The organism is Synechococcus sp. CS-205 (assembly GCF_025128255.1).
Classification (GTDB): domain Bacteria; phylum Cyanobacteriota; class Cyanobacteriia; order PCC-6307; family Cyanobiaceae; genus Regnicoccus_A.
In genome coordinates this window covers 41,404-60,011 of record NZ_JAHLZB010000006.1, presented here as the reverse complement: position 1 = coordinate 60,011, position 18,608 = coordinate 41,404, and the positions used below count along the sequence as shown (strand labels likewise).

The window sequence follows — 18,608 nt, the reverse complement described above, 5'->3', positions numbered from 1 at the left end:
CTAGCCCAGCCCTTGGTTCGCCCCCAGCTCGATTCCGCCCCGGGCGAGGGCCTCCGGCGCCACGACCTCGGTGGCGGGCAGGCAGTCGATGCGGGCGATCCTGAGACGCTCCACCCAGGCGGCGGCATAGGCGTGGTTGGCCTCGCGCTCGAGCGGATCCTCGCTGGTCAGGGGGTGGGGGAAAGTGCCGGCGATGGCGGCATTGGTGACACAGAACATCGCCTTCTGGAAGCTGGTGCAGATTTTCACGTAGAGGTCGCCCAGGCCCCGCCCCTCCAGGGCGTAGTGCTGCTCCAGCTCGGGAGGCAGGTGACGGCGCATGTCCTGCATCAGCAGGCTGGGGGGGATGCCCGCCCCCATGGTCGGCAGAGGATCGGCGTAGAGAGCGCCGTAGGTGAACTGGCTCTGGTCGTGGGGGATCTGACGCGCCTGGGCGTTGAACGACACGGTGCCCAGAAAGGGTGTGCCCCTCAGAAACACCGCTTCCACGTAGGGCACCGCCACATCCACCAGGAAGGTGAGGCCGGCCTCGGGCGGAAGGATTCCGAAGGCCACTCCCCCCACGTCGACGGAGTAGGTGATCGGTGCGCCGGCAGCGGCCACCAGCCCGTCCTGAATGAAGCGCACCACCGCGGCGATGGAGTTCACCGCTCCGCTGCACTGAGCCCTGGCCAGATCCAGAAACAGATCACTCATCACCCGCCAGAACTGCCCGAGGGCGCTGGCGGTGGCGGAGGAGCGAATCTGCTCCGGCAGGAAGCCAGGAAAGCCCTGCTGCAGGGCCGCCAGCAACGGGTCGCGCCGGCAGCGCTGACGGATCACCCTGGTGCAGGTTGCGAGGAAGGCCTCGCTGTCGAGGTAGGTGTCGAGGCCGCCGGTGCCATGCCAGAGCATCGAGCGCTGGCAATACTCCGCGTACTCGAAGTTGATCCGATCGTGCAATAGATGGCGCCAGAGCCGAGCCGGGGTGAGGGCGCCGTTGAAGAAGCGGAACACCGGCAGCGGGTTGAGGAACTCGCGCTGGGCCTGGTGAATCAGGTTGAGGCTGTAGGCATCGAGCACGTGGCCATAGCTCTCGAGCACGGCCACCACCTCCAGCACATGGTCGCTCGACTCCTCCAGCAGGGTCATGCCGCTCAGCAGCCGCTCGATCAGCAGCTGGGCATCCCCTTCCGGGCCCTGAAGCTGGCCCTGGCCCTGGGATGGGCCGCAGTGGTGCGCGAGGCCGATGGTGGGCTGGTTCATCCCTGCTCCTGGCGGATGGCGGGTGTGGTGGTGGCTGAGGAGATGGCTGAATCCAGGCTGGCGGCGATCATCCGGGGCGGCAGGGTCAGAGCGAAGGAGCTCCGCTCCATCAGGCTGCCCAGACCCTGGGGCAGCAACCCGATGGCCAGGATGGCCACGGCCAGGGCCATGGCGGGAATCTGGTGACCCAAGGGGATCGAAGGCAGCACAACCTGCCGGATGGTCGGGGGAGTGTCGAGTCGCCCGAAGAAGGCCCGGTTCACCAGCAGCAGGAAGTAGACCGCCGTCAGGCCCGAGCCCACCATGCAGAGCAGGGTCTGCAGAGGGAAGGCCACCAGACTGCCGCGGAAGACCAGAAACTCCGCCACGAAGCCGGCCATGCCGGGGATGCCGGCGCTGGCCATCACGCCCACCACCATCAGCGAACCGGTGAGGGGAAGCCCCCGCTGGGGATTGAGCAGCCCCCGCAACACGTTCATGTCGCGGGTACCGGTGGCGCTGTAGACCACACCCACCAGCAGGAACAGCAAAGCGGAGATCAGCCCGTGGCTGATCATCTGGAAGAGGGCCCCCTGCAGGCTCACCGGAGTGGCGGCGGCCGCCGCCAGCAGCACATAGCCCATGTGACCTACCGAGCTGTAGGCCACCATCCGTTTCATGTCCTGCTGCTGAATCGCCGCCAGGGAACCGAACAGCACCGACAGGGCCGCCCAGCCCGCCAGCCAGGGTGCCACCACCCCCCAGGCCTCGGGGAAGAGGCCGAGGCAGAAACGCAGCAGGCCGTAGGTACCCAGCTTGAGCAGCACCCCGGCCAGCAGCACCGACACCGGAGTGGAGGCTTCGGTGTGGGCATCCGGCAGCCAGGTGTGAAAGGGCACCAGTGGAATCTTGATGCCGAATCCCACCAGCAGCGCCCCCAGCAGCAGCAGCTGGACCCCCAGGCCCACGTCCTGGGCGAGCAGGGGGTTGAAGCTGAAATCGGCACTGCCCGTGGCCAGGGCCAGCCCGAAGAAGGCCCCGAGAATCAACATCCCCGAGAGGGCTGTGAAGATCAGAAATTTGGTGGCGGCATAGGCACGGTTGCGGCCGCCCCAGATGGCGATCAGCAGCCAGAGCGGGATCAGCTCCAGCTCATAGAACAGGAAGAAGAGCAGGGTGTTCTGGGCCAGAAAAGCCCCGTTCACCGCTCCGCTGATCAGCAGCAGCAGGGCGTGATACAGACGAGGACGGCTGGTGTCTGCCGCCGTCACGGCCACGGCCACAAAACTCAGCACACCATTGATCAGCACCAGCGGCAGGGAGAGGCCATCCACCCCCAGCCGGTATTCGAGTCCGAGCGTTCCCACCCAGGGGGCCACCTCCAGCAGCTGGGGCCCGCCGATCGCTGGATCGAAGCGCAGCAGCACCGCCAGCGACCAGAACAACTGCAGCCCCAGCAGGGCCAGGGTGGCCAACCTCCACCGCTGAGGCTCAGGGTCTCCAGGCCAAACCAGCAGGAGCAGGGCCCCCACAAGGGGGATCAGCAGCAGGGCGCTCAGCATCGGCTCTCTCCACGAGTGGTGGCAGTCATCGCAGCAGCCAGGACATCGAGGTGAGCAGCAGCACGATCGCCACCACCCCCGTGAGCACGTACGTCTGCATCTGGCCGCTCACCCCCAGCCGCAGTCCCTCGGCACTGGCCAGCGACAGCCGCCCCAGCCTGTTGACCAACCCATCCACCACCCTGCGGTCGAACCAGTCGATCGCCATGGCCAGATTGGCCACCAGAGCCACGATCGTGACCCGGTAAATCCGATCGGTGTAGAAGTCGAAGGCCAGCAGGTCCTGCACCACCCGCCAATAGGACTGGATCGGCCGCGACCAGGCCTTGTGCAGGGGAATCCTGCTGCCGATCACCAGCCCCAGCACACTGCTGAGAATCAGCCAACCGAGCACCTGGGGCGAGAAGGAGGCCAGGCCAGGGACCGGATCGATGCGGGCCATGATCCAGGGGGTCACCAGCACCAGCACGGTGAGCGCCACCATCGGCACGGCCATCGACCAGTTGGCTTCAGGGGCGCGTCTGGTTTTGGGCTGGGAGGGACCCAGGAACACCAGCCTGAACACCCGGGTGAGATTCACCAGGGTGAGACTGTTGGTGATCAGCACGATGGCGGCCAGGGCCGGAGCCGTCCGCCCCAGCGCCTCCACAGTCAGGGCGAACGCCCAGAAGCAGCCCAGGGGCACCAGGGCCGTGCATCCGGCCCCACCCACCAGGAAGGCCAGGGTGGTGGCAGGCATGCGGCTGCCCATTCCCCCCAGTTCCGAGAGGTCCTGGCAGTTGGTGGTGGCGATCACGCTGCCCACGCTCATGAACAGCAGCGCCTTGGCCACGGCATGGGCAAAGAGCAGCAGCAGGGCGATGGCGGGCAGCTGCAGGGCGATGGCCACGAACACCAGGCCCATGTACGCGCTGGTGGTGTAGGAGAGCGTGCGTTTGATGTCGGCCTGGGCGATCGCCACCAGCGACCCGCCCACTGCTGTGATCGATCCCAGAGCCACCAGCACCGCCAGGCTCAGGGGCGAGAGCTGCAGGATCGGCATCAGCCGCAGCAGCACCAGGGCCCCGCAGGTGACCACCACCGAATTGCGCAGGATCGAGGCGGGGTTGGGGCCCTCCATGGCCTCATCCAGCCAGAGGTGCATCGGGAACTGGGCGCATTTACCCAAGGGTCCGGCGATCAGCCCGAGACCGAGCAGATTGCCGGCCAGAGGAGAAAGACCGGCCTGGGGGACCCAGCTGTAGAGGTCCTCGAACGTCATCACTCCGGCCCAGGCCGACAGCGCAACCACGCCCATCAGCAGCAGCACATCGCCGACCCGCTTGGTGAGGAAGGCATCGCGGGCGGCGGTGACCACCAGGGGCTGGGCATACCAGAACCCCACCAGCAGGTAAGTGGAGAGCGTGAGCATCTCCAGCAGGAAATAGGTGAGGAACAGGGAGCTGGAGAGCACCACGCCGGCCATGGCTCCTTCAAAGAAGCCCACCAGCCCGTAGAACCGGGCCAGCGACCACTCCTTGTCCAGATAGCCCAGGGCGAACACCTGAGCCAGCAGACTCAGCCCCGTGACCAGCTCCAGGCTGGCCAGGCTGGTGGGAGAGAGTTCGAAGCTCAGCCGGAGCTGCAGATCAGCGGTCTGAAACCAGTCGTGGCTGAGGCTGTAACTGCCATCGCGCAGCACGATCACCATCAGCAGGCTGCCGTGCAGAAAGGCCAGCAGCGTGACCAGGATGTTGAGGTATGCGGCGGGCCTCGGTCCGGTGAGACGGAACCAGCCGCAGGCCCAGGGCAACGCCAGGCCCACTCCGAGGAAGCCGTAGATCGGAATCAGCCAGGCCAGCTGAACGGGCAGGGGGAGAGCCGTGGGCAAGGAGAACTGAAACGACTGCTGGCCGACAATTCAAGGCCAGGACGCCAGCTGAATCCAGTTGTGGCGCGCTTCGTCGTGCACCGTCACTGATCCGATGCCGAATCCCCGCCTCCCAGGCACCGGACAGCAGGCTCAGAAGGTGACCCGCTGGGAGGACCTGGAACGCTCCAGGCCCGCCAGGTCCTGGACCCAGGCCTCAAGCTCCTCACCATGCTGGGCTTCCTCCTGCCAGAGGTCGTGGAAGAACTGGGCATTGGCCTGATCACCCACCAGCAGGCAGAAGCGGTTGGCCTCGGCGTAGTGCTGGATCAGTTCGTCCTCCAGCACGATGTTGAGGCGAAGCAACCCGATCAGATCGCGGGCGGTGCTCACCGGCTTCAGCTGGGACGCGGCCGGGGCCACGCCGAGACGCAGCATCTGCTGCACCAGCCGCTCGGCGTGCTGCATCTCCTCGACCGTCTCCTGGCGGAAACGGTCGGCGGAGGCGGCATCCCCCCAGAGCGCAAGCAGGGAGGCCTGGGTCATGTACTGCTGAACCGCGGAGAGTTCGAGGCTCAGAGCCCGTCCCAGGTAGCCCAGCACCCTTGGGTGAACGGTCTCCATGCCGATCAGCTCCTGCGCTCAGCGCCACTGAAGGCGAGCACCGGCTCCAGTTCGCTGTGGGGGCGGGCAATGATGTGGGCGGCCACCAGGCCGTCGCCGACGCGCTCACAGGCATCGGCACCGGCGCGCACCGCGGCGTTGACCGCGCCTGTCTCGCCCCGCACCATCACGGTCACATAGCCGCCACCCACGAATTCACGCGAGATCATCGTGACTTCAGCGGCCTTGGTCATGGCGTCCGCCGCCTCGATGGCGGGGACGAGGCCACGGGTTTCGATCATGCCGAGAGCGATGCCGTGCGGGGTCGAAGCCATGGCTTTGGGAGAGGAGGAGGACTTGGAGGGAGGGGTGGAGCCGCCGGAGCTGCCGGTGGCCTTGGCCGCTGGTGGACCAGCGGATGTGGATGAACCTGAGGGGGTAGGCGGGTCCACGGGGCTGTCGGCAGGGGGAGGGGTGCTTGCTGAAGCGGGAAGAGCCTTGGCGGCTGCAGCTCGGCTCACACCACTGCTGGCACTGGTGCGCCGGGAGGAGGGTTGGCGGGAGGAGGGTGTGGCCATGGATCGAGCTGGGGGGACGACGGCGGAGAAGACGGGCGGGCGAAGGGGATCAACCGTCTGGATCCCAGAGATCAATGATCCCCGCGATGGTCAGGTCGGTCTGGGTCTCGGGGTTGCCGGAGGCGAAGCGGGCGGCGGAGCCACTGGCGGTGAACACCCAGTTGCCGGGTGAGGCTCCGACCGGGTCGACGGCGACCATCAACTTGCCCTTGTTGGAGCGCAGGATGCGCAACTGCCAGTGGAGCAGGCCCTCAACACGTTGGCTGCAGACCAGGGAGCCGGTGACTTGCATGATTTCCATCAGCCTGCTCCCGGAGAGGGTGCCGGGTTGGGTTTGCCCGCATCGGGATCCCAGTGGTCGATGATCCCCACGATGGTGAGATCGCTCGGGTAAGACTTGCTGCCGGCGGCTTCGCGGGCGGCGGAACTGCCCACACAGATCACCCAGTCGCCGGGAATGCACCCCACGGCGTCGACAGCCACCTTCTGGGAACTGCCATCCAGCACCACCTGAAGGTGCTTGTGCTCGAATTCTGGGATCCGATTGGTGGACACCAGCGGCTTGAGAACCCTGCAGATCAGCATCTCAATGGCCTCCGCCTGTTTCCAGCCTGATCGAGGACCCTACCGTTTCAGCGGGGCTGTGCTGATCCCGATCGCGCACGCTGAGCAACGTGTGCAACTGGCCGCTGGCCACGAGCTCGGGGTAGCGGTTCTGAATGGCTTCATCGGTGCGCCGGCAGTAGAGCACGGCACGATCGCGGGCCCCGGGAACACTGCCGTGGTAGTCGAAACGGATCACCACCGGGATAGGCAGGCCGCGGGACACGTTCAGTCCCGTGAAGATCTTGACGCCCACGTCGAGATCGGCAGCCCCTTCCTCGACGGTGTCCATGTGGGCGAAGTAGGTGAGATTGCGGAGATGAATCTCCTTGAAGCCGATGCCGACCCCAATGAAGCGCTCGGCATGGCCCGCGTCGGCGTAGGCCCCGTGGTGGTAGGCACGCACGAAGTCGATCTGGGAGATGTTGTGCTCGATCAGGCGCGCGATCAACCGGGCCATGCCTGGATCAACCGCCAGCCCGCTCCCCTGCTCACCACTGTCTGAGCGGGCGGCCAGCACCAGGGCCAGGAGCCTGTCCCTGGCAGCCTCGGGCGAGAGCGCCAGGGTGGCGGCATGCAGATCGAGGGCGTCGAGCCAGTGCTCCAGATCGGTGTGACCGCTGACATCGGGAACATGCACCCGGATGGCATCGGTGTCGGTGTCCAGCCCGATCAGCAACAGATCGACGGAGGCCCCACAGCAGAAGCTGTTCTCCACCGCCTGCCGGAACTCCTGCAGACGTTGCAGGCCAGCGGCGGCGGCGGCGACATCGTTGGAGCCATGGGCGGCACAGCCTTCATGGCGGGGATCCCGGGAGCTGAAGTGATACACCACCACCTTCAGGTAACGGGTGGGCTCATGGGCGCCGTTGGGGCGAGCCTCCCGGAAGCGCAGATGCTCGGTGCGCACCCAGCGGTCGACGGTGTTCTCCACATCGAACATGGCCCCGGCATGGGGCCGGCGACGCACCGAACCGAAGGGAATGCGCAGGGCGTAGGCGATGGCATGGGCCAGGCGCCCATCGGCGCAGGGACTCACATCCAGCAGGTGAAAACCACAGGAGAGGAGGAACGCGTTGAAGGCCTCGGAGCTTTCGCTGCCGTCCCGACCCTGAAGTGGGTCGTCGCGGAAGAAGGAGGAGCTGACCTCTTCATAGGCCTTGAACAGGCACCAGGCGAACAGGCTGCGCATGTCGAGCTGGGTGACCCAGGCCGATTCCAGGATCGGCGGCGGAAGCTCGTGGCCAAGCTCCCTGCGGGCATGACGCTGAGCCTCCTCCACGAAATCATCGTCGTGCTGGAGGGCCGAAAGCCGCTTGAGCACCGGCACGATCCGATCGAAGCAACCCTTCACCTGGCTGTCGTAGGCCTCGAGGCGAGCGTTGGCGGCCCCATCGGTGAGCGGGTGACGCTCAACCGCGTTGGCGGCATGGCTTCGCCCTCCAGGGATTGAACCGGAGAGCCTGAAGCTGGAGGCGGGACGGCGTGCTGGTGCAGTGGGAGCCAGGGGCCTCTCGGCGGAGCCGTAGCGGCGGGGGCGGGGCAAGGTTCAGTGCTGCGACAGGGTGGGACGGGGGAGGGGAATCAGCCGCGGGCACCGCCGGAGACGGTGATCAGCGAACCCTTGTCGGTGTTGCCGCTGGAGCCCGTGACGCGGCTGACCGGTTGCATCACCTCGTCATTGCGCTTGAGGGGGATGTTGGACATCGCCGACATTGGCCCCGTGCGGGTGGGGTTGCGCCGGCGGGCCGAGGCCCCTTCTGTGCCTGTGACCCTCTTGCCCCGATCCCAGTCGTCACCGGTGATGTTCAGGCCGGCGGAGATGCCTTCACCGGTGACACGGCTGGTGGGCCTGACATCTTCATCAACGCTGACGGGGGCACTGGAAGCCGGCGCATCCACCGGGGGGCGGGAGGGCAGAACGGAGGTCTGACGCCGCACCGGGGTGAGCGGCTGGGGGCCGCGGTTGTCGAAGCGAGCCTGCTCGGTGCCGGTGACCTTGCCACCGGCCAGATCAAAAGGGCCGGTGATTCTGGCGCTGGTTTCGTAGCGGGTGCCGGTGACGGCGGAGCTGCGCTCCCGTTGCTGATGGGCGGCGCGGGCCGGTGATTGCACGCTGAACTCCTGCCAGGGCTGGGCTTCCAGCGGCTGGGGGAAATCAGCTTCATGGCCCTGCGCGGCGCTGCAGGCTTCGTTGTACTGATCGACGCCCACGTAGGGGGTGCCGGAGACCGGTTCACAGGCGCCCTTGGAGGCACCGGTCATCACCCCACCGATACCGGGTTGCAGGCCACTGAGGCGAGGACCGGGGGTGCCGGTGCGGGCCGGGGTCCGCTGGCGGATGGAGCGGACCGAGCCGGCATCGCACCAGGCGCTGGCCTGCTCCAGGCCGGCGTAGGGGGTGCCCGTGACGGCCTTGCAGGTGCCGGGCTCATCACCGGTGACCCTGGAGGAGCGACCGGTGTTGGTACCGGAGACGATCAGCTGCTTGTTGGTGAGGCTGAAGCCCACCTTGGCCGCCTCGGGTTCCGGGCGGCCGCCGCAGAAGTTCTGGTACTGCTGGCTGCCGATGTATTCGTCACCGGTGACGCGGCGGCAGGAGCCGGGCTCGTCACCGGTGACCTTGTCGCTGCGACCCACGAGCGTCCCGGTGATCCCCGTGCCACGCAGGGTCTGAACGCTGGCCACCTTGGCCGGTGCTTCGCCGGGGGTCGTGATCGAGTCGGAGCCCACGTACTGGGTGCCGGTGGGCTGAATGCCGGCGCCGTGCTCATCGCCGGTGACCCGCTCGGAGCGTCCCACCATCACCCCCGAAACGGGGCGCCCGGCAACGGTCTGGCTGAGGCCGACCTTGCGGGGACTCACGGAGGTGGTGCCGCAGAAGGCTTCCGCCTGGTTGGCCGCGATGTACTCCGTGCCGGTGATGCTCTTGCAGGTCCCGGGTTCATCGCCGGTGACCTTGCCTGAGCGCCCCACTTCGTTGCCGGTGACCCGGTTGCCATGGCTGGTGGCCGTGACGCGGACCTTGGCGGGTTGCAGCGGTTCGGGCTCGCTCTGGCAGAAGCTGCGGAAGATTTCCGCACCCATGTAGTCGGTGCCCGTGACCGGGCGGCAGGTGCTGGCCTCGTTGCCGGTGGTCTTCTCGGAGCGGTTGGCCTGGGTGCCGGTCACCACCTGGCCGCGCATGGTTTCACTGGCTCCCACTTTCCAGCTGGCATCCTGGGCTCCGGCCACCTTCTCGGCCCTGCGACGTGGCCCCGTGGGCCGGGTGACTCCGGTGCCCCGGCAGACAGCACCTGCGCCGTTCTTGCTCTTGAGATCGCGAATGCGGTGGGCCAGTTCCCGGCTGCTGATATCGGGGTTCGACTGGCGCACCACCGCTGCGGTGCCACTGGAGCTGTTGGTGGAGGCGGATTTGCCGCGCTTGGAGAGCGCTTCCCGGCGTGCCATGACGATGGCGCGGCTGGGGTTGAACTGGGCGGAGCGCTTGCTCGTGGGCCGGCTGCCGTTGCTGCGGCGATCACCGCCGGAACTTGCAGGACCGCTGCCCAGGGACAGGGTGGGAAGGCTGGAGGTGCCAGCGCTGGGTTCAGGAGTCACTTCCGGCCTGGCTGTGGTGGCACCGGGGCGGGAGCTCCCATCACGGCTGCGGTCCTTGCTGGTGTCGGCGCGCTTGCCACGCTTGCTGAGGGCTTCACGCCGGGCCAGCACCAGTTCCCGGCTGGGGTTGCTGATCGCCGAGCGGCTGATGGTGCGCGAAGGGCTCGAGGATCCCCCGGCGCTGGAGCCGAACAGGGGCTGGGAGCGGGCCGAGGGGCGGGAAGACCTTGGCTCGCGGGCGGGGCTGATGGGCTCAGCTTCGCGGCTGACGGGCATCACCGGCGTGGAGCGGCTGGGTCGCGCTTCGGCCGCACTGCGGGTGCGGTTGGCACTGTTGGCATACCTCTTCTCCGCCGTTTTACCGGCCGTGGAGAGCGCCATTCGGCGCGCAAGGGCCGCTTCGCGACTGGATTGAGATGCCATGTCCGCCCTGTGAAGAAACAACCTTGAAAGAAACGGCTGGAGCGGGAAGAGAAACAACAGGCCCAGAGGCTTGCTGTCGTCACCCTCCGTTCACGAGCCGGCAAAGGAAAGAAAAAGGTAGGCAGCAGGGTCAGGTCCAACCCGGGCCCTGCTGCGCAGATCAGCGTGCTTCGAAGACCACGAAGCAGGAACCCTGGCTCTGGGTGTAGGCGTCGTAGCCGACCAGACGCACATGGTGGTCGGGGTAGGCGCGGTGGCAGGCCTCGAGTTCACTGACGATCACGCCCAGATCCTTCTCACCGAAGAACGGAAGTTTCCAGTACGACCAGTAGGTCGCCATCGAACGGCTGGGGTGGACGTGCTCCACCAGGGGGCTCCACCCCTGGGCAATGATGTAGGCGATCTGGTCATAGATCTCGTCCTGAGACATCGGCGGGAGGAAGCCGAAGGTCTCCAGGGTGGCGACTGTTTGGTAGTCACCCACGGTGCTCTTGAAGGGCATGGGGATCCTTGAGTGGAATCAGGTGAATGGAAGCAAACCGGGTGTGACCGCGGGGAGGGAATGTCTCCCTCCCCGCGGTCATCAGGCCCGATCAGTTGACGTCGAGTTTGTCGACGGTGTCGAACTCGAACTTGATCTCCTTCCAGGTCTCGAGCGCGATGGCAAGCTCTGGGCTGTGCTTGGCAGCTTCGAGCAGGATGTCGCGGCTCTCCTTCTCGATCTCACGACCTGCGTTGCGGGCCTTGACGCAGGCTTCGAGGGCCACGCGGTTGGCAGCGGCACCAGCGGCGGAGCCCCAGGGGTGACCGTGGGTGCCACCACCGAACTGGAGAACGGAATCGTCACCGAAGATCGCCACAAGCGCGGGCATGTGCCACACGTGGATACCGCCGGAGGCCACAGCGAAGACGCCGGGCATCGAACCCCAGTCCTGGTCGAAGAAATTGCCGCGGCTGCGGTCTTCGGGAACGAAGGATTCACGCAGCTGATCGATGAAGCCGAGGGTGGTCTGGCGATCACCTTCGAGCTTGCCCACCACTGTGCCGGTGTGCAGCTGGTCGCCCCCGGAGAGGCGGAGGCACTTGGCAAGCACCCGGAAGTGGATGCCGTGCTTGGGGTGACGGTCGATCACCGCGTGCATGGCACGGTGAATGTGCAGAAGCATGCCGTTCTTGCGGCACCACTTCGACAGACCGGTGTTGGCTGTGAAGCCCCCGGTGATGTAGTCGTGCATGATGATCGGCTGACCGAGTTCCTTGGCGAACTCAGCCCGCTCGTACATCTCCTCAGGCGTGGAGGCGGTGCAGTTGAGGTAGTGCCCCTTCTTCTCGCCGGTTTCTTCCTGGGCCGACTGCACTGCTTCGGCGACGAACTCGAAGCGGTTCTGCCAGCGCTGGAACGGCTGGGAGTTGATGTTCTCGTCGTCCTTGGTGAAGTCGAGACCGCCACGCAGACATTCGTAGACCACCCGGCCGTAATTCTTGCCCGAGAGGCCGAGCTTCGGCTTGATCGTGCAGCCCAGCAGCGGACGGCCGTACTTGTTCATCCGGTCACGCTCGACGCAGATGCCGTTCGGCGGGCCGGGGCAGGTCTTGATGAAGGCCATCGGGAAGCGGATGTCTTCCAGACGGAGGTGACGCAGGGCCTTGAAACCGAACACGTTGCCCACCAGGGAGGTGAGCACGTTGGTGATCGAACCTTCCTCGAACAGATCAAGGGGGTAGGCGATGAAGGCGTAGAACGACTCCTTGTCACCGGGGACGTCTTCGATCCGGTAGCAGCGGCCTTTGTAGAAATCGAGGTCGGTGAGGAGCTCGGACCACACGGTGGACCAGGTGCCGGTGGACGATTCGGCAGCCACGGCAGCGGCCACTTCTTCCTTGGGGACGCCTTCCTGGCCTGTGACCTTGAAGCAGGCCAGCAGGTCGGTGTCCAGGGGGACGTAATCGGGAGTCCAGTACGTGTCTCTGTACTCCTTGACCCCAGCGTCGTACTTCTTGCTCATGGGGAAAATCTCCTTGTTGGTCGGGTGGGAAAGATGAGAGTGCTGCGCTCCCTCAGGGGCGCGTCAGATCTCAGTCCTTGGAACCCAGACCGAAGTTGCTGTTCAGAGCCGGCTCCACTTCACGGTGGGGGCGGGCGATGATGTGGGCGGCGACAAGGCCGTCTCCAACACGCTCACAGGCATCAGCACCGGCACGCACGGCGGCGTTCACGGCACCGGTCTCTCCACGGACCAGAACGGTCACGTAGCCACCGCCAACGAACTCACGGCCGATCAGACGCACCTCGGCGGCCTTGGTCATGGCGTCGGCCGCTTCGATCGCCGGCACGAGACCACGCGTTTCGATCATGCCGAGGGCGATGCCCATGGTTTCATTCGCCATTGCCTACTCCTGAAAAGGGGGGGGAGGTTCGCTAAGGACCATGGTCCGCGGCATACCCCCCCGTCAAGCGATTCGGGGGCTTTGAACGATCACCGTGTGTAGGGAGCCCAATAAGCCCTGCTCATCGGTGCCTGAATGTGTTAAGCCCCGTAACGCAGCCGCTTGCGGCCCCTCTGGCCGGCCTCGCCGCGGTTCCCGAAGACTTGTCAACAGCGGCGGGTTTCGGTCGCCGGGGTGGCTAGTCCGTAATGATCTCCGGCTTGCGCCCATGGCCCTGACGTCCACCCTGCCGCCCGTGCTGCGTGAAAGCGGACAGCGGGAGGTGTTCTGCGGCCTCACCTCGATCGTCTGGCTGCATCGACGCATGCCCGATGCCTTTTTTCTGGTGGTCGGGTCCCGCACCTGCGCCCACCTGATCCAGTCGGCCGCCGGGGTGATGATCTTCGCTGAACCCCGCTTCGGCACAGCGATCCTGGGCGAACGTGACCTGGCCGGCCTGGCGGATGCCAACGAGGAACTCGACCGGGTGGTGGGGGATCTGCTGGCCAGGCGGCCCGAGATCCGCACCCTTTTCCTGGTGGGCTCCTGCCCGTCGGAGGTGATCAAGCTGGATCTGGCCAAGGCCGCCGAACGCATCAACACCCGCATGCAGGGGCAGGTGCGGGTGGTGAACTACTCCGGCAGTGGCATCGAAACCACCTTCACCCAGGGGGAGGACGGCGCCCTGACCGCCCTGGTCCCCCTGCTCCCCAGCAGCGCTGAGCCCCAGCTGCTGATCGTGGGCACCCTGGCTGATGGGGTGGAGGAGCGTTTCCTCTCCCTGTTCGCGCGCATGGGCCTCGAGACGGTGCGCACCCTGCCGCCGCGCCAGTCGACAGACCTCCCACCGGTGGGTCCGGGCACCCGCCTGCTGCTGGCCCAGCCGTTCGTGGCCGACACCGTGAGGGCCCTGGAACGCCGCGGCGCCCAGCGCATCGCCGCTCCCTACCCACTCGGGGTGGAGGGCAGCTGCGCCTGGATGGCAGCGGCGGCGGCAGCCTTCGGCCTTGATCCCCAGCGCGTGGCCGAGGTGCTCGATCCCCTGGCGGAGCGTGGCCGGCGCGCCCTGGAGCCCCTGCGCCGCAAGCTCGAAGGCAAGCGCCTGTTCCTGCTGCCGGACTCCCAGCTGGAAATCCCCCTGGCCCGCTTCCTGCACCGGGAGTGCGGCATGGAGCTGGTGGAGGTGGGCACCCCCTACCTCGACCGCCAGCTGATGGCCGAGGAGTTGCCGCTGCTGCCGGAGGGCACCCAGCTCAGCGAAGGCCAGGATGTGGAGAAGCAGCTGGAGCGCGTTCGCGCCAGCCGCCCCGACCTGGTCGTCTGTGGCATGGGTCTGGCCAACCCGCTCGAAGCCGAAGGTTTCGCCACCAAGTGGTCGATCGAGCTGGTGTTCAGCCCGATCCACGGCTGTGATCAGGCCGCCGATCTGGCTGAACTGTTCGCCCGCCCCCTCAACCGCCGGGAGTTGCTGCAATGGAACTGACCCTCTGGACCTACGAAGGCCCTCCCCATGTGGGGGCCATGCGGATCGCTGCCTCGATGGAGGGTGTCCACTACGTGCTGCACGCGCCCCAGGGCGACACCTATGCCGATCTGCTGTTCACGATGATCGAGCGGCGGGATCGTCGTCCCCCCGTCACCTACACCACCTTCCAGGCCAGGGACCTGGGCGGGGACACGGCCGAGCTGGTGAAACGCTCGATTCAGCAGGCCGTGGATCGCTTCCAGCCCGAGGCCCTGCTGGTGGGGGAGAGCTGCACCGCCGAGCTGATCCAGGACCAACCTGGTTCCCTCGCTGGCGGCATGGGGCTGGGGCTGCCGGTGGTGAGCCTGGAGTTGCCGGCCTACTCCAAGAAGGAGAACTGGGGGGCAGCCGAAACCTTCTACCAGCTCTGCCGCGGGCTGCTCCGGAACCAGGTTCCCGCTCCCGGTGCGGCCAAGCCGGGGCCGGAGCGCTGGCGGGCTGAAGGGCGCCGCCCGCGGGTGAACCTGCTGGGCCCGACCCTGCTGGGCTTCCGCTGCCGCGATGACATGCGCGAACTGCGGGGCCTGCTGGCCGACCATGGCATCGACGTGAATGTGGTGGCACCCCTGGGGGCCAGGCCGTCCGACCTGATGCGACTGCCCCAGGCCGATGCCAACCTCTGCCTCTACCCGGAGGTGGCCGGACCGCTGTGCAGCTGGCTGGAGCGCAATTTCGGCACCCCGGTGGTGCGCACCGTTCCGATCGGGATCGGAGCCACCGCCCAGTTCCTGCGGGAGCTCTGCTCCCTGCTCGGCCTGGATCCGCCGGAACTGCGGGAGGCCGACCGGCGTTCCAGGCTGCCCTGGTACTCGAAGTCGGTGGACTCCACCTACCTCACCGGCAAGCGGGTGTTCATTTTCGCCGACGCCACCCATGCGATCGCGGCGGCCAGGATCGCCTCGCGGGAACTGGGCTTCACCGTGGTGGGGCTGGGGAGCTACAGCCGCGAGCAGGCCCGGGAGGTGCGCGCCGCCGCCAAGGAGCTGGGCCTTGAGGCCCTGATCTCTGACGACTACCTTGAGGTCGAGCAGGCCATGGCCCAGGCGGCTCCCGAACTGGTGCTCGGTACCCAGATGGAGCGCCACAGCGCCAAGCGGCTGGGGATTCCCTGCGCCGTGATCAGTGCGCCCCTGCATGTGCAGGATGTACCGGCCCGCTATGCCCCCCAGATGGGTTGGGAGGGGGCGAATGTGATCTTTGATTCCTGGGTGCACCCCTTGATGATGGGGTTGGAGGAACATCTGATCGGCATGTTCCGCCACGATTTCGAATTCGTCGATGGCCACCTCAGCCATCTCGAGGGAGCCTCCGCCCCCACGAAACAGTCCGTCGGCGATCAACCCAGCGACGCACCGGAGGTCACGCCACTCTCTGCCACTCCCGAAGGTGGAGCTCTGCGCTGGACCGCTTCCGGTGAGGCCGAACTCTCGCGCATTCCCTTCTTTGTTCGAGGGAAAGTGCGGCGGAACACCGAGGCCTATGCCAGTGAACGTGGCGTGTCTGAGATCACTGAAGAAACGCTCTACGAAGCCAAGGCCCATTTCAGCCGCTGAGGGAGTTCGGCTGCCATGCCCGTCTCCATCCCAGAGGAGCCCAGCGGGCCTGAGATCCTTGGCGCTGGCCAGCGAACTAGGTCTTTGTACTCAAATGGGTCGGCTTGAGCGGCCCGCTCGTGGGCCTGAGTGCGAGCAGAGCAGCCATGCTGGACAGGAATCACTGGAAATGGGTGAGCATTCCAAGACCCTGATTGTCGTGATGTTTCGGTTTGTCCAAGACCCCTTCATCGGCCACCGCTTCTGCACTTTGATGAATGCAATGCCGATGTCGACTCGGCCAAGGATGCATTATGACCACAACTCTGCCGCCCAAGCAGACAACAGCTCCCGCCAAGGCTGCCTCCGGCACCCATGAAGACGGTGAAGGAAGCCTCCAGGTCCATCAGGACGCCTCGATGCACATCGAGGAAGGAGCCCTGGTGATTGCGGTCTATGGCAAGGGTGGCATCGGCAAGTCCACCACCTCCTCCAATCTTTCCGCTGCGTTCTCCAAGCTGGGCAAGCGCGTGCTTCAGATCGGTTGTGATCCCAAGCATGACAGCACCTTCACCCTCACCAAGAAGATGGTGCCCACGGTGATTGATATCCTCGAGACAGTAGACTTCCACACTGAAGAATTGCGTCCTGAAGACTTCGTGTTTGAGGGCTTCAACGGGGTGATGTGTGTGGAATCTGGTGGACCACCGGCCGGCACTGGGTGCGGTGGTTACGTCACTGGACAGACGGTGAAGCTGCTGAAGGAGCACCATCTGCTCGAAGACACCGACGTGGTGATCTTCGATGTGCTGGGCGATGTGGTCTGTGGTGGCTTCGCAGCGCCCCTGCAGCATGCCCACTATTGCCTGATCGTGACCGCCAATGATTTTGATTCAATCTTTGCGATGAATCGAATCATGCAGGCGATCAACGCCAAGGCCAAGAACTACAAGGTCCGACTGGGTGGTGTGATCGCCAATCGTTCGGAAGACACTGATCAGATCGACCGCTTCAACGACCGCACCGGCCTGCGCACCATGGCCCACTTCAAGACCGTGGATGCGATCCGGCGCTCCCGCCTGAAGAAGTGCACGATCTTCGAGATGGACCCGAGTCCTGAGGTGGAAGCCGTCCAGCAGGAGTATCTCAGCCTGGCGCAGAAGATGCTCAGTGATGTGGAACCCCTTGAGGCCGAATCGCTCAAGGATCGTGAGATCTTCGACCTGCTCGGTTTCGACTGATCCCGGCCTGCGCCGATCCTGGCTCAGATCTCGGCGGCGGCCCGCTCCACCAGGCGGCGGGCCACGGCCTGGACTCCTGTGTGGGCATAGGTGTCGGTGAAGGCATCCAGGAAGACCGCCAGTTGATCCATTCGCCCCTGCCAGGGCCCGAGGGTGGTTTCCAGAGCCTGGACGGCCCGCTGGCCGCTCAGGCCCAGCTGGGAAACCAGGCCTCCAGCCCAGCCAACCCACTGCTCCACCCCTCGGCGCACAAAGCCCATGTGGGCCTGATCGTTGCGGCCGGGCATCAGGCCGGCCATGCGCCGGTAGGCGGGGAGCTGGCGCAACTGGGTCGTGCTCGCCTGCCCCAGCAGTCCATCCAGGCGGTGCAGGGCCTGATCTCCCAGTGGCAGCAGACCATCAAATGTAACCATGGCGGCCATGCGCAGCCTTGCTTCAGAGCCGTAATCAGCCAGAGCGGCCGCAAAGTCCGAGAAGCTGTCGCCGGGCAGGCCGTTCACCTGCGTGAAAGCCAGCAGCTCGGCCGAAACCTTCAGTCCCAGGTCCACCGCCTGCAGCGTGTCCCCCGGTGGGGTGAGATCGGCGAGGCGCTTGAGCAAGGGGACACCGGCGCTCACACCTGCGAGCACCCGTAGGCCAGCGGTGGCGTGCTGAGAGCGATTCACGGCGTCGTAGACGCTCAGGGCCCGGCCATAACCTTCATGACGTGCCCGGCTGAGTTGATCGGCCCTGGCTCGCACCTGGGCGACCAGGGCCGGATCATGGCTGCCGATCACTTCGGCGATCAGAGACTCGGCGCTGGTGGTGTTGCTCCAACCACCGGGCACCAGCAGGCTCAGTCCCTGGAGCGAGAGCACCGTGAGGCCCCGCCTTGGCAGGCGCTCCAAACGGGTGAGAACAGGTTTGCCCATGGCCTCAGCTGCGGGGGAGGGACGGCGAGCCGAGAGCGGCCAGTCCCTGGAGATCAAAGTCTTGAAGGAGAGTGTGACGATGGTCAGCATCGAGGGCGCTGCCCTGCTCGATCACCTTCACCTGGAAGCGATCGGCCACCAACAGTGCACTGGCATGGGGCCCCTGCTCCACCAGGGGCCACCCCTCCAGCTCTTGCTTGGCCTGCTCGAACTTGGCTCGGGCTTCAGGAGCGGTGATCGTGTCGGAGATGGCCAGCAGGGCGATCACCTGGTCGCCCTGTTTCAGACGCGCCTCGCTGAACCCCCGCTTCTCCTGCGACATCGTGACCCGGAAGTCTGGATCCGAGGGGGGAAACAATCGGTTGAAGTTGGAGCCATTCACCACCTGCTGCAACGGCAGATCGGCGACGGTCCCTCCGGGCAGCCAGTCGGCGAAGGGCAGCAGCAGCACCCCCCCCACCAGCAGCGCGCCGGCGAGCAGCAGACCAACAATCCAGCGAAGGGGGCGGGGCATCGCCATCAGATCCTCC

General features: G+C 66.1%; 17 protein-coding genes. 3 read left to right on the top strand and 14 right to left on the bottom strand.

The genetic code is table 11. The annotated features are described in order from the left end of the window. From KQ297_RS01165 to KQ297_RS01110, 12 genes are all read right to left on the bottom strand, one after another. Positions 1–1,245: a CO2 hydration protein gene (locus KQ297_RS01165; RefSeq protein ID WP_259737806.1), complete on the bottom strand. Its 1,245-nt coding sequence runs from the start codon at positions 1,243–1,245 to the stop codon at positions 1–3. Next, positions 1,242–2,786: an NADH-quinone oxidoreductase subunit M gene (locus KQ297_RS01160; RefSeq protein WP_259737805.1), complete on the bottom strand. Its 1,545-nt coding sequence runs from the start codon at positions 2,784–2,786 to the stop codon at positions 1,242–1,244. The genes KQ297_RS01165 and KQ297_RS01160 overlap by 4 nt, the downstream gene beginning before the upstream one ends. Before the next feature lie 25 nt (positions 2,787–2,811). Then, entirely contained in the window at positions 2,812–4,656 is a 1,845-nt protein-coding gene (locus KQ297_RS01155) for an NAD(P)H-quinone oxidoreductase subunit F (RefSeq protein WP_259737804.1), read from the bottom strand. A gap of 132 nt (positions 4,657–4,788) precedes the next feature. Then, positions 4,789–5,259 carry a ferritin-like domain-containing protein gene (locus KQ297_RS01150; protein ID WP_259737803.1) on the bottom strand — a complete coding sequence of 157 codons (471 nt, stop codon included), beginning with the start codon at positions 5,257–5,259 and terminating at the stop codon, positions 4,789–4,791. A gap of 5 nt (positions 5,260–5,264) precedes the next feature. Further along, positions 5,265–5,816, bottom strand: coding sequence for a BMC domain-containing protein (locus tag KQ297_RS12725; protein WP_311133968.1), 552 nt, complete (start codon positions 5,814–5,816; stop codon positions 5,265–5,267). Positions 5,817–5,865: 49 nt separating this feature from the next. Then, positions 5,866–6,117, bottom strand: coding sequence for a carboxysome peptide B (locus KQ297_RS01140; protein WP_185465335.1), 252 nt, complete (start codon positions 6,115–6,117; stop codon positions 5,866–5,868). Continuing rightward, positions 6,117–6,401, bottom strand: a complete 285-nt coding sequence (locus tag KQ297_RS01135; protein ID WP_259737802.1) for a carboxysome peptide A — start codon at positions 6,399–6,401, stop codon at positions 6,117–6,119. The genes KQ297_RS01140 and KQ297_RS01135 overlap by 1 nt, the downstream gene beginning before the upstream one ends. 1 nt (position 6,402) lies before the next feature. Continuing rightward, positions 6,403–7,965 carry a carboxysome shell carbonic anhydrase gene (locus KQ297_RS01130; RefSeq protein ID WP_259737801.1) on the bottom strand — a complete coding sequence of 521 codons (1,563 nt, stop codon included), beginning with the start codon at positions 7,963–7,965 and terminating at the stop codon, positions 6,403–6,405. 38 nt (positions 7,966–8,003) lie between these two features. After that, positions 8,004–10,442 carry a CsoS2 family carboxysome shell protein gene (locus tag KQ297_RS01125; RefSeq protein WP_259737800.1) on the bottom strand — a complete coding sequence of 813 codons (2,439 nt, stop codon included), beginning with the start codon at positions 10,440–10,442 and terminating at the stop codon, positions 8,004–8,006. 160 nt (positions 10,443–10,602) lie between these two features. Beyond that, entirely contained in the window at positions 10,603–10,944 is a 342-nt protein-coding gene (locus tag KQ297_RS01120; RefSeq protein WP_094513225.1) for a ribulose bisphosphate carboxylase small subunit, read from the bottom strand. 91 nt (positions 10,945–11,035) lie between these two features. Next, positions 11,036–12,448, bottom strand: coding sequence for a form I ribulose bisphosphate carboxylase large subunit (locus tag KQ297_RS01115; protein ID WP_185465331.1), 1,413 nt, complete (start codon positions 12,446–12,448; stop codon positions 11,036–11,038). A 70-nt stretch (positions 12,449–12,518) separates the two neighbouring features. Beyond that, on the bottom strand, positions 12,519–12,830 hold the full coding sequence (locus KQ297_RS01110; RefSeq protein ID WP_035828781.1) for a BMC domain-containing protein: 312 nt from the start codon (positions 12,828–12,830) through the stop codon (positions 12,519–12,521). Positions 12,831–13,098: 268 nt separating this feature from the next. On the opposite strand from KQ297_RS01110, the gene KQ297_RS01105 reads away from it, so the two are divergent. The 3 genes from KQ297_RS01105 (at position 13,099) to bchL (ending at position 17,167) form a co-directional block, all read left to right on the top strand. Continuing rightward, entirely contained in the window at positions 13,099–14,352 is a 1,254-nt protein-coding gene (locus KQ297_RS01105; RefSeq protein ID WP_259737799.1) for a ferredoxin:protochlorophyllide reductase (ATP-dependent) subunit N, read from the top strand. After that, positions 14,343–15,947 carry a ferredoxin:protochlorophyllide reductase (ATP-dependent) subunit B gene (locus KQ297_RS01100; RefSeq protein WP_259737798.1) on the top strand — a complete coding sequence of 535 codons (1,605 nt, stop codon included), beginning with the start codon at positions 14,343–14,345 and terminating at the stop codon, positions 15,945–15,947. The genes KQ297_RS01105 and KQ297_RS01100 overlap by 10 nt, the downstream gene beginning before the upstream one ends. A gap of 293 nt (positions 15,948–16,240) precedes the next feature. Next, positions 16,241–17,167, top strand: a complete 927-nt coding sequence (gene bchL, locus KQ297_RS01095) for a ferredoxin:protochlorophyllide reductase (ATP-dependent) iron-sulfur ATP-binding protein (RefSeq protein WP_259737797.1) — start codon at positions 16,241–16,243, stop codon at positions 17,165–17,167. A gap of 23 nt (positions 17,168–17,190) precedes the next feature. Here bchL and KQ297_RS01090 read toward each other — a convergent pair whose 3' ends face one another. Next, positions 17,191–18,078 (bottom strand): hypothetical protein, encoded by an 888-nt coding sequence (locus KQ297_RS01090; RefSeq protein WP_259737796.1) that lies wholly within the window; start codon positions 18,076–18,078, stop codon positions 17,191–17,193. Positions 18,079–18,082: 4 nt separating this feature from the next. Then, positions 18,083–18,592, bottom strand: a complete 510-nt coding sequence (locus KQ297_RS01085) for a hypothetical protein (RefSeq protein ID WP_259737795.1) — start codon at positions 18,590–18,592, stop codon at positions 18,083–18,085. Positions 18,593–18,608: the final 16 nt, after the last annotated feature.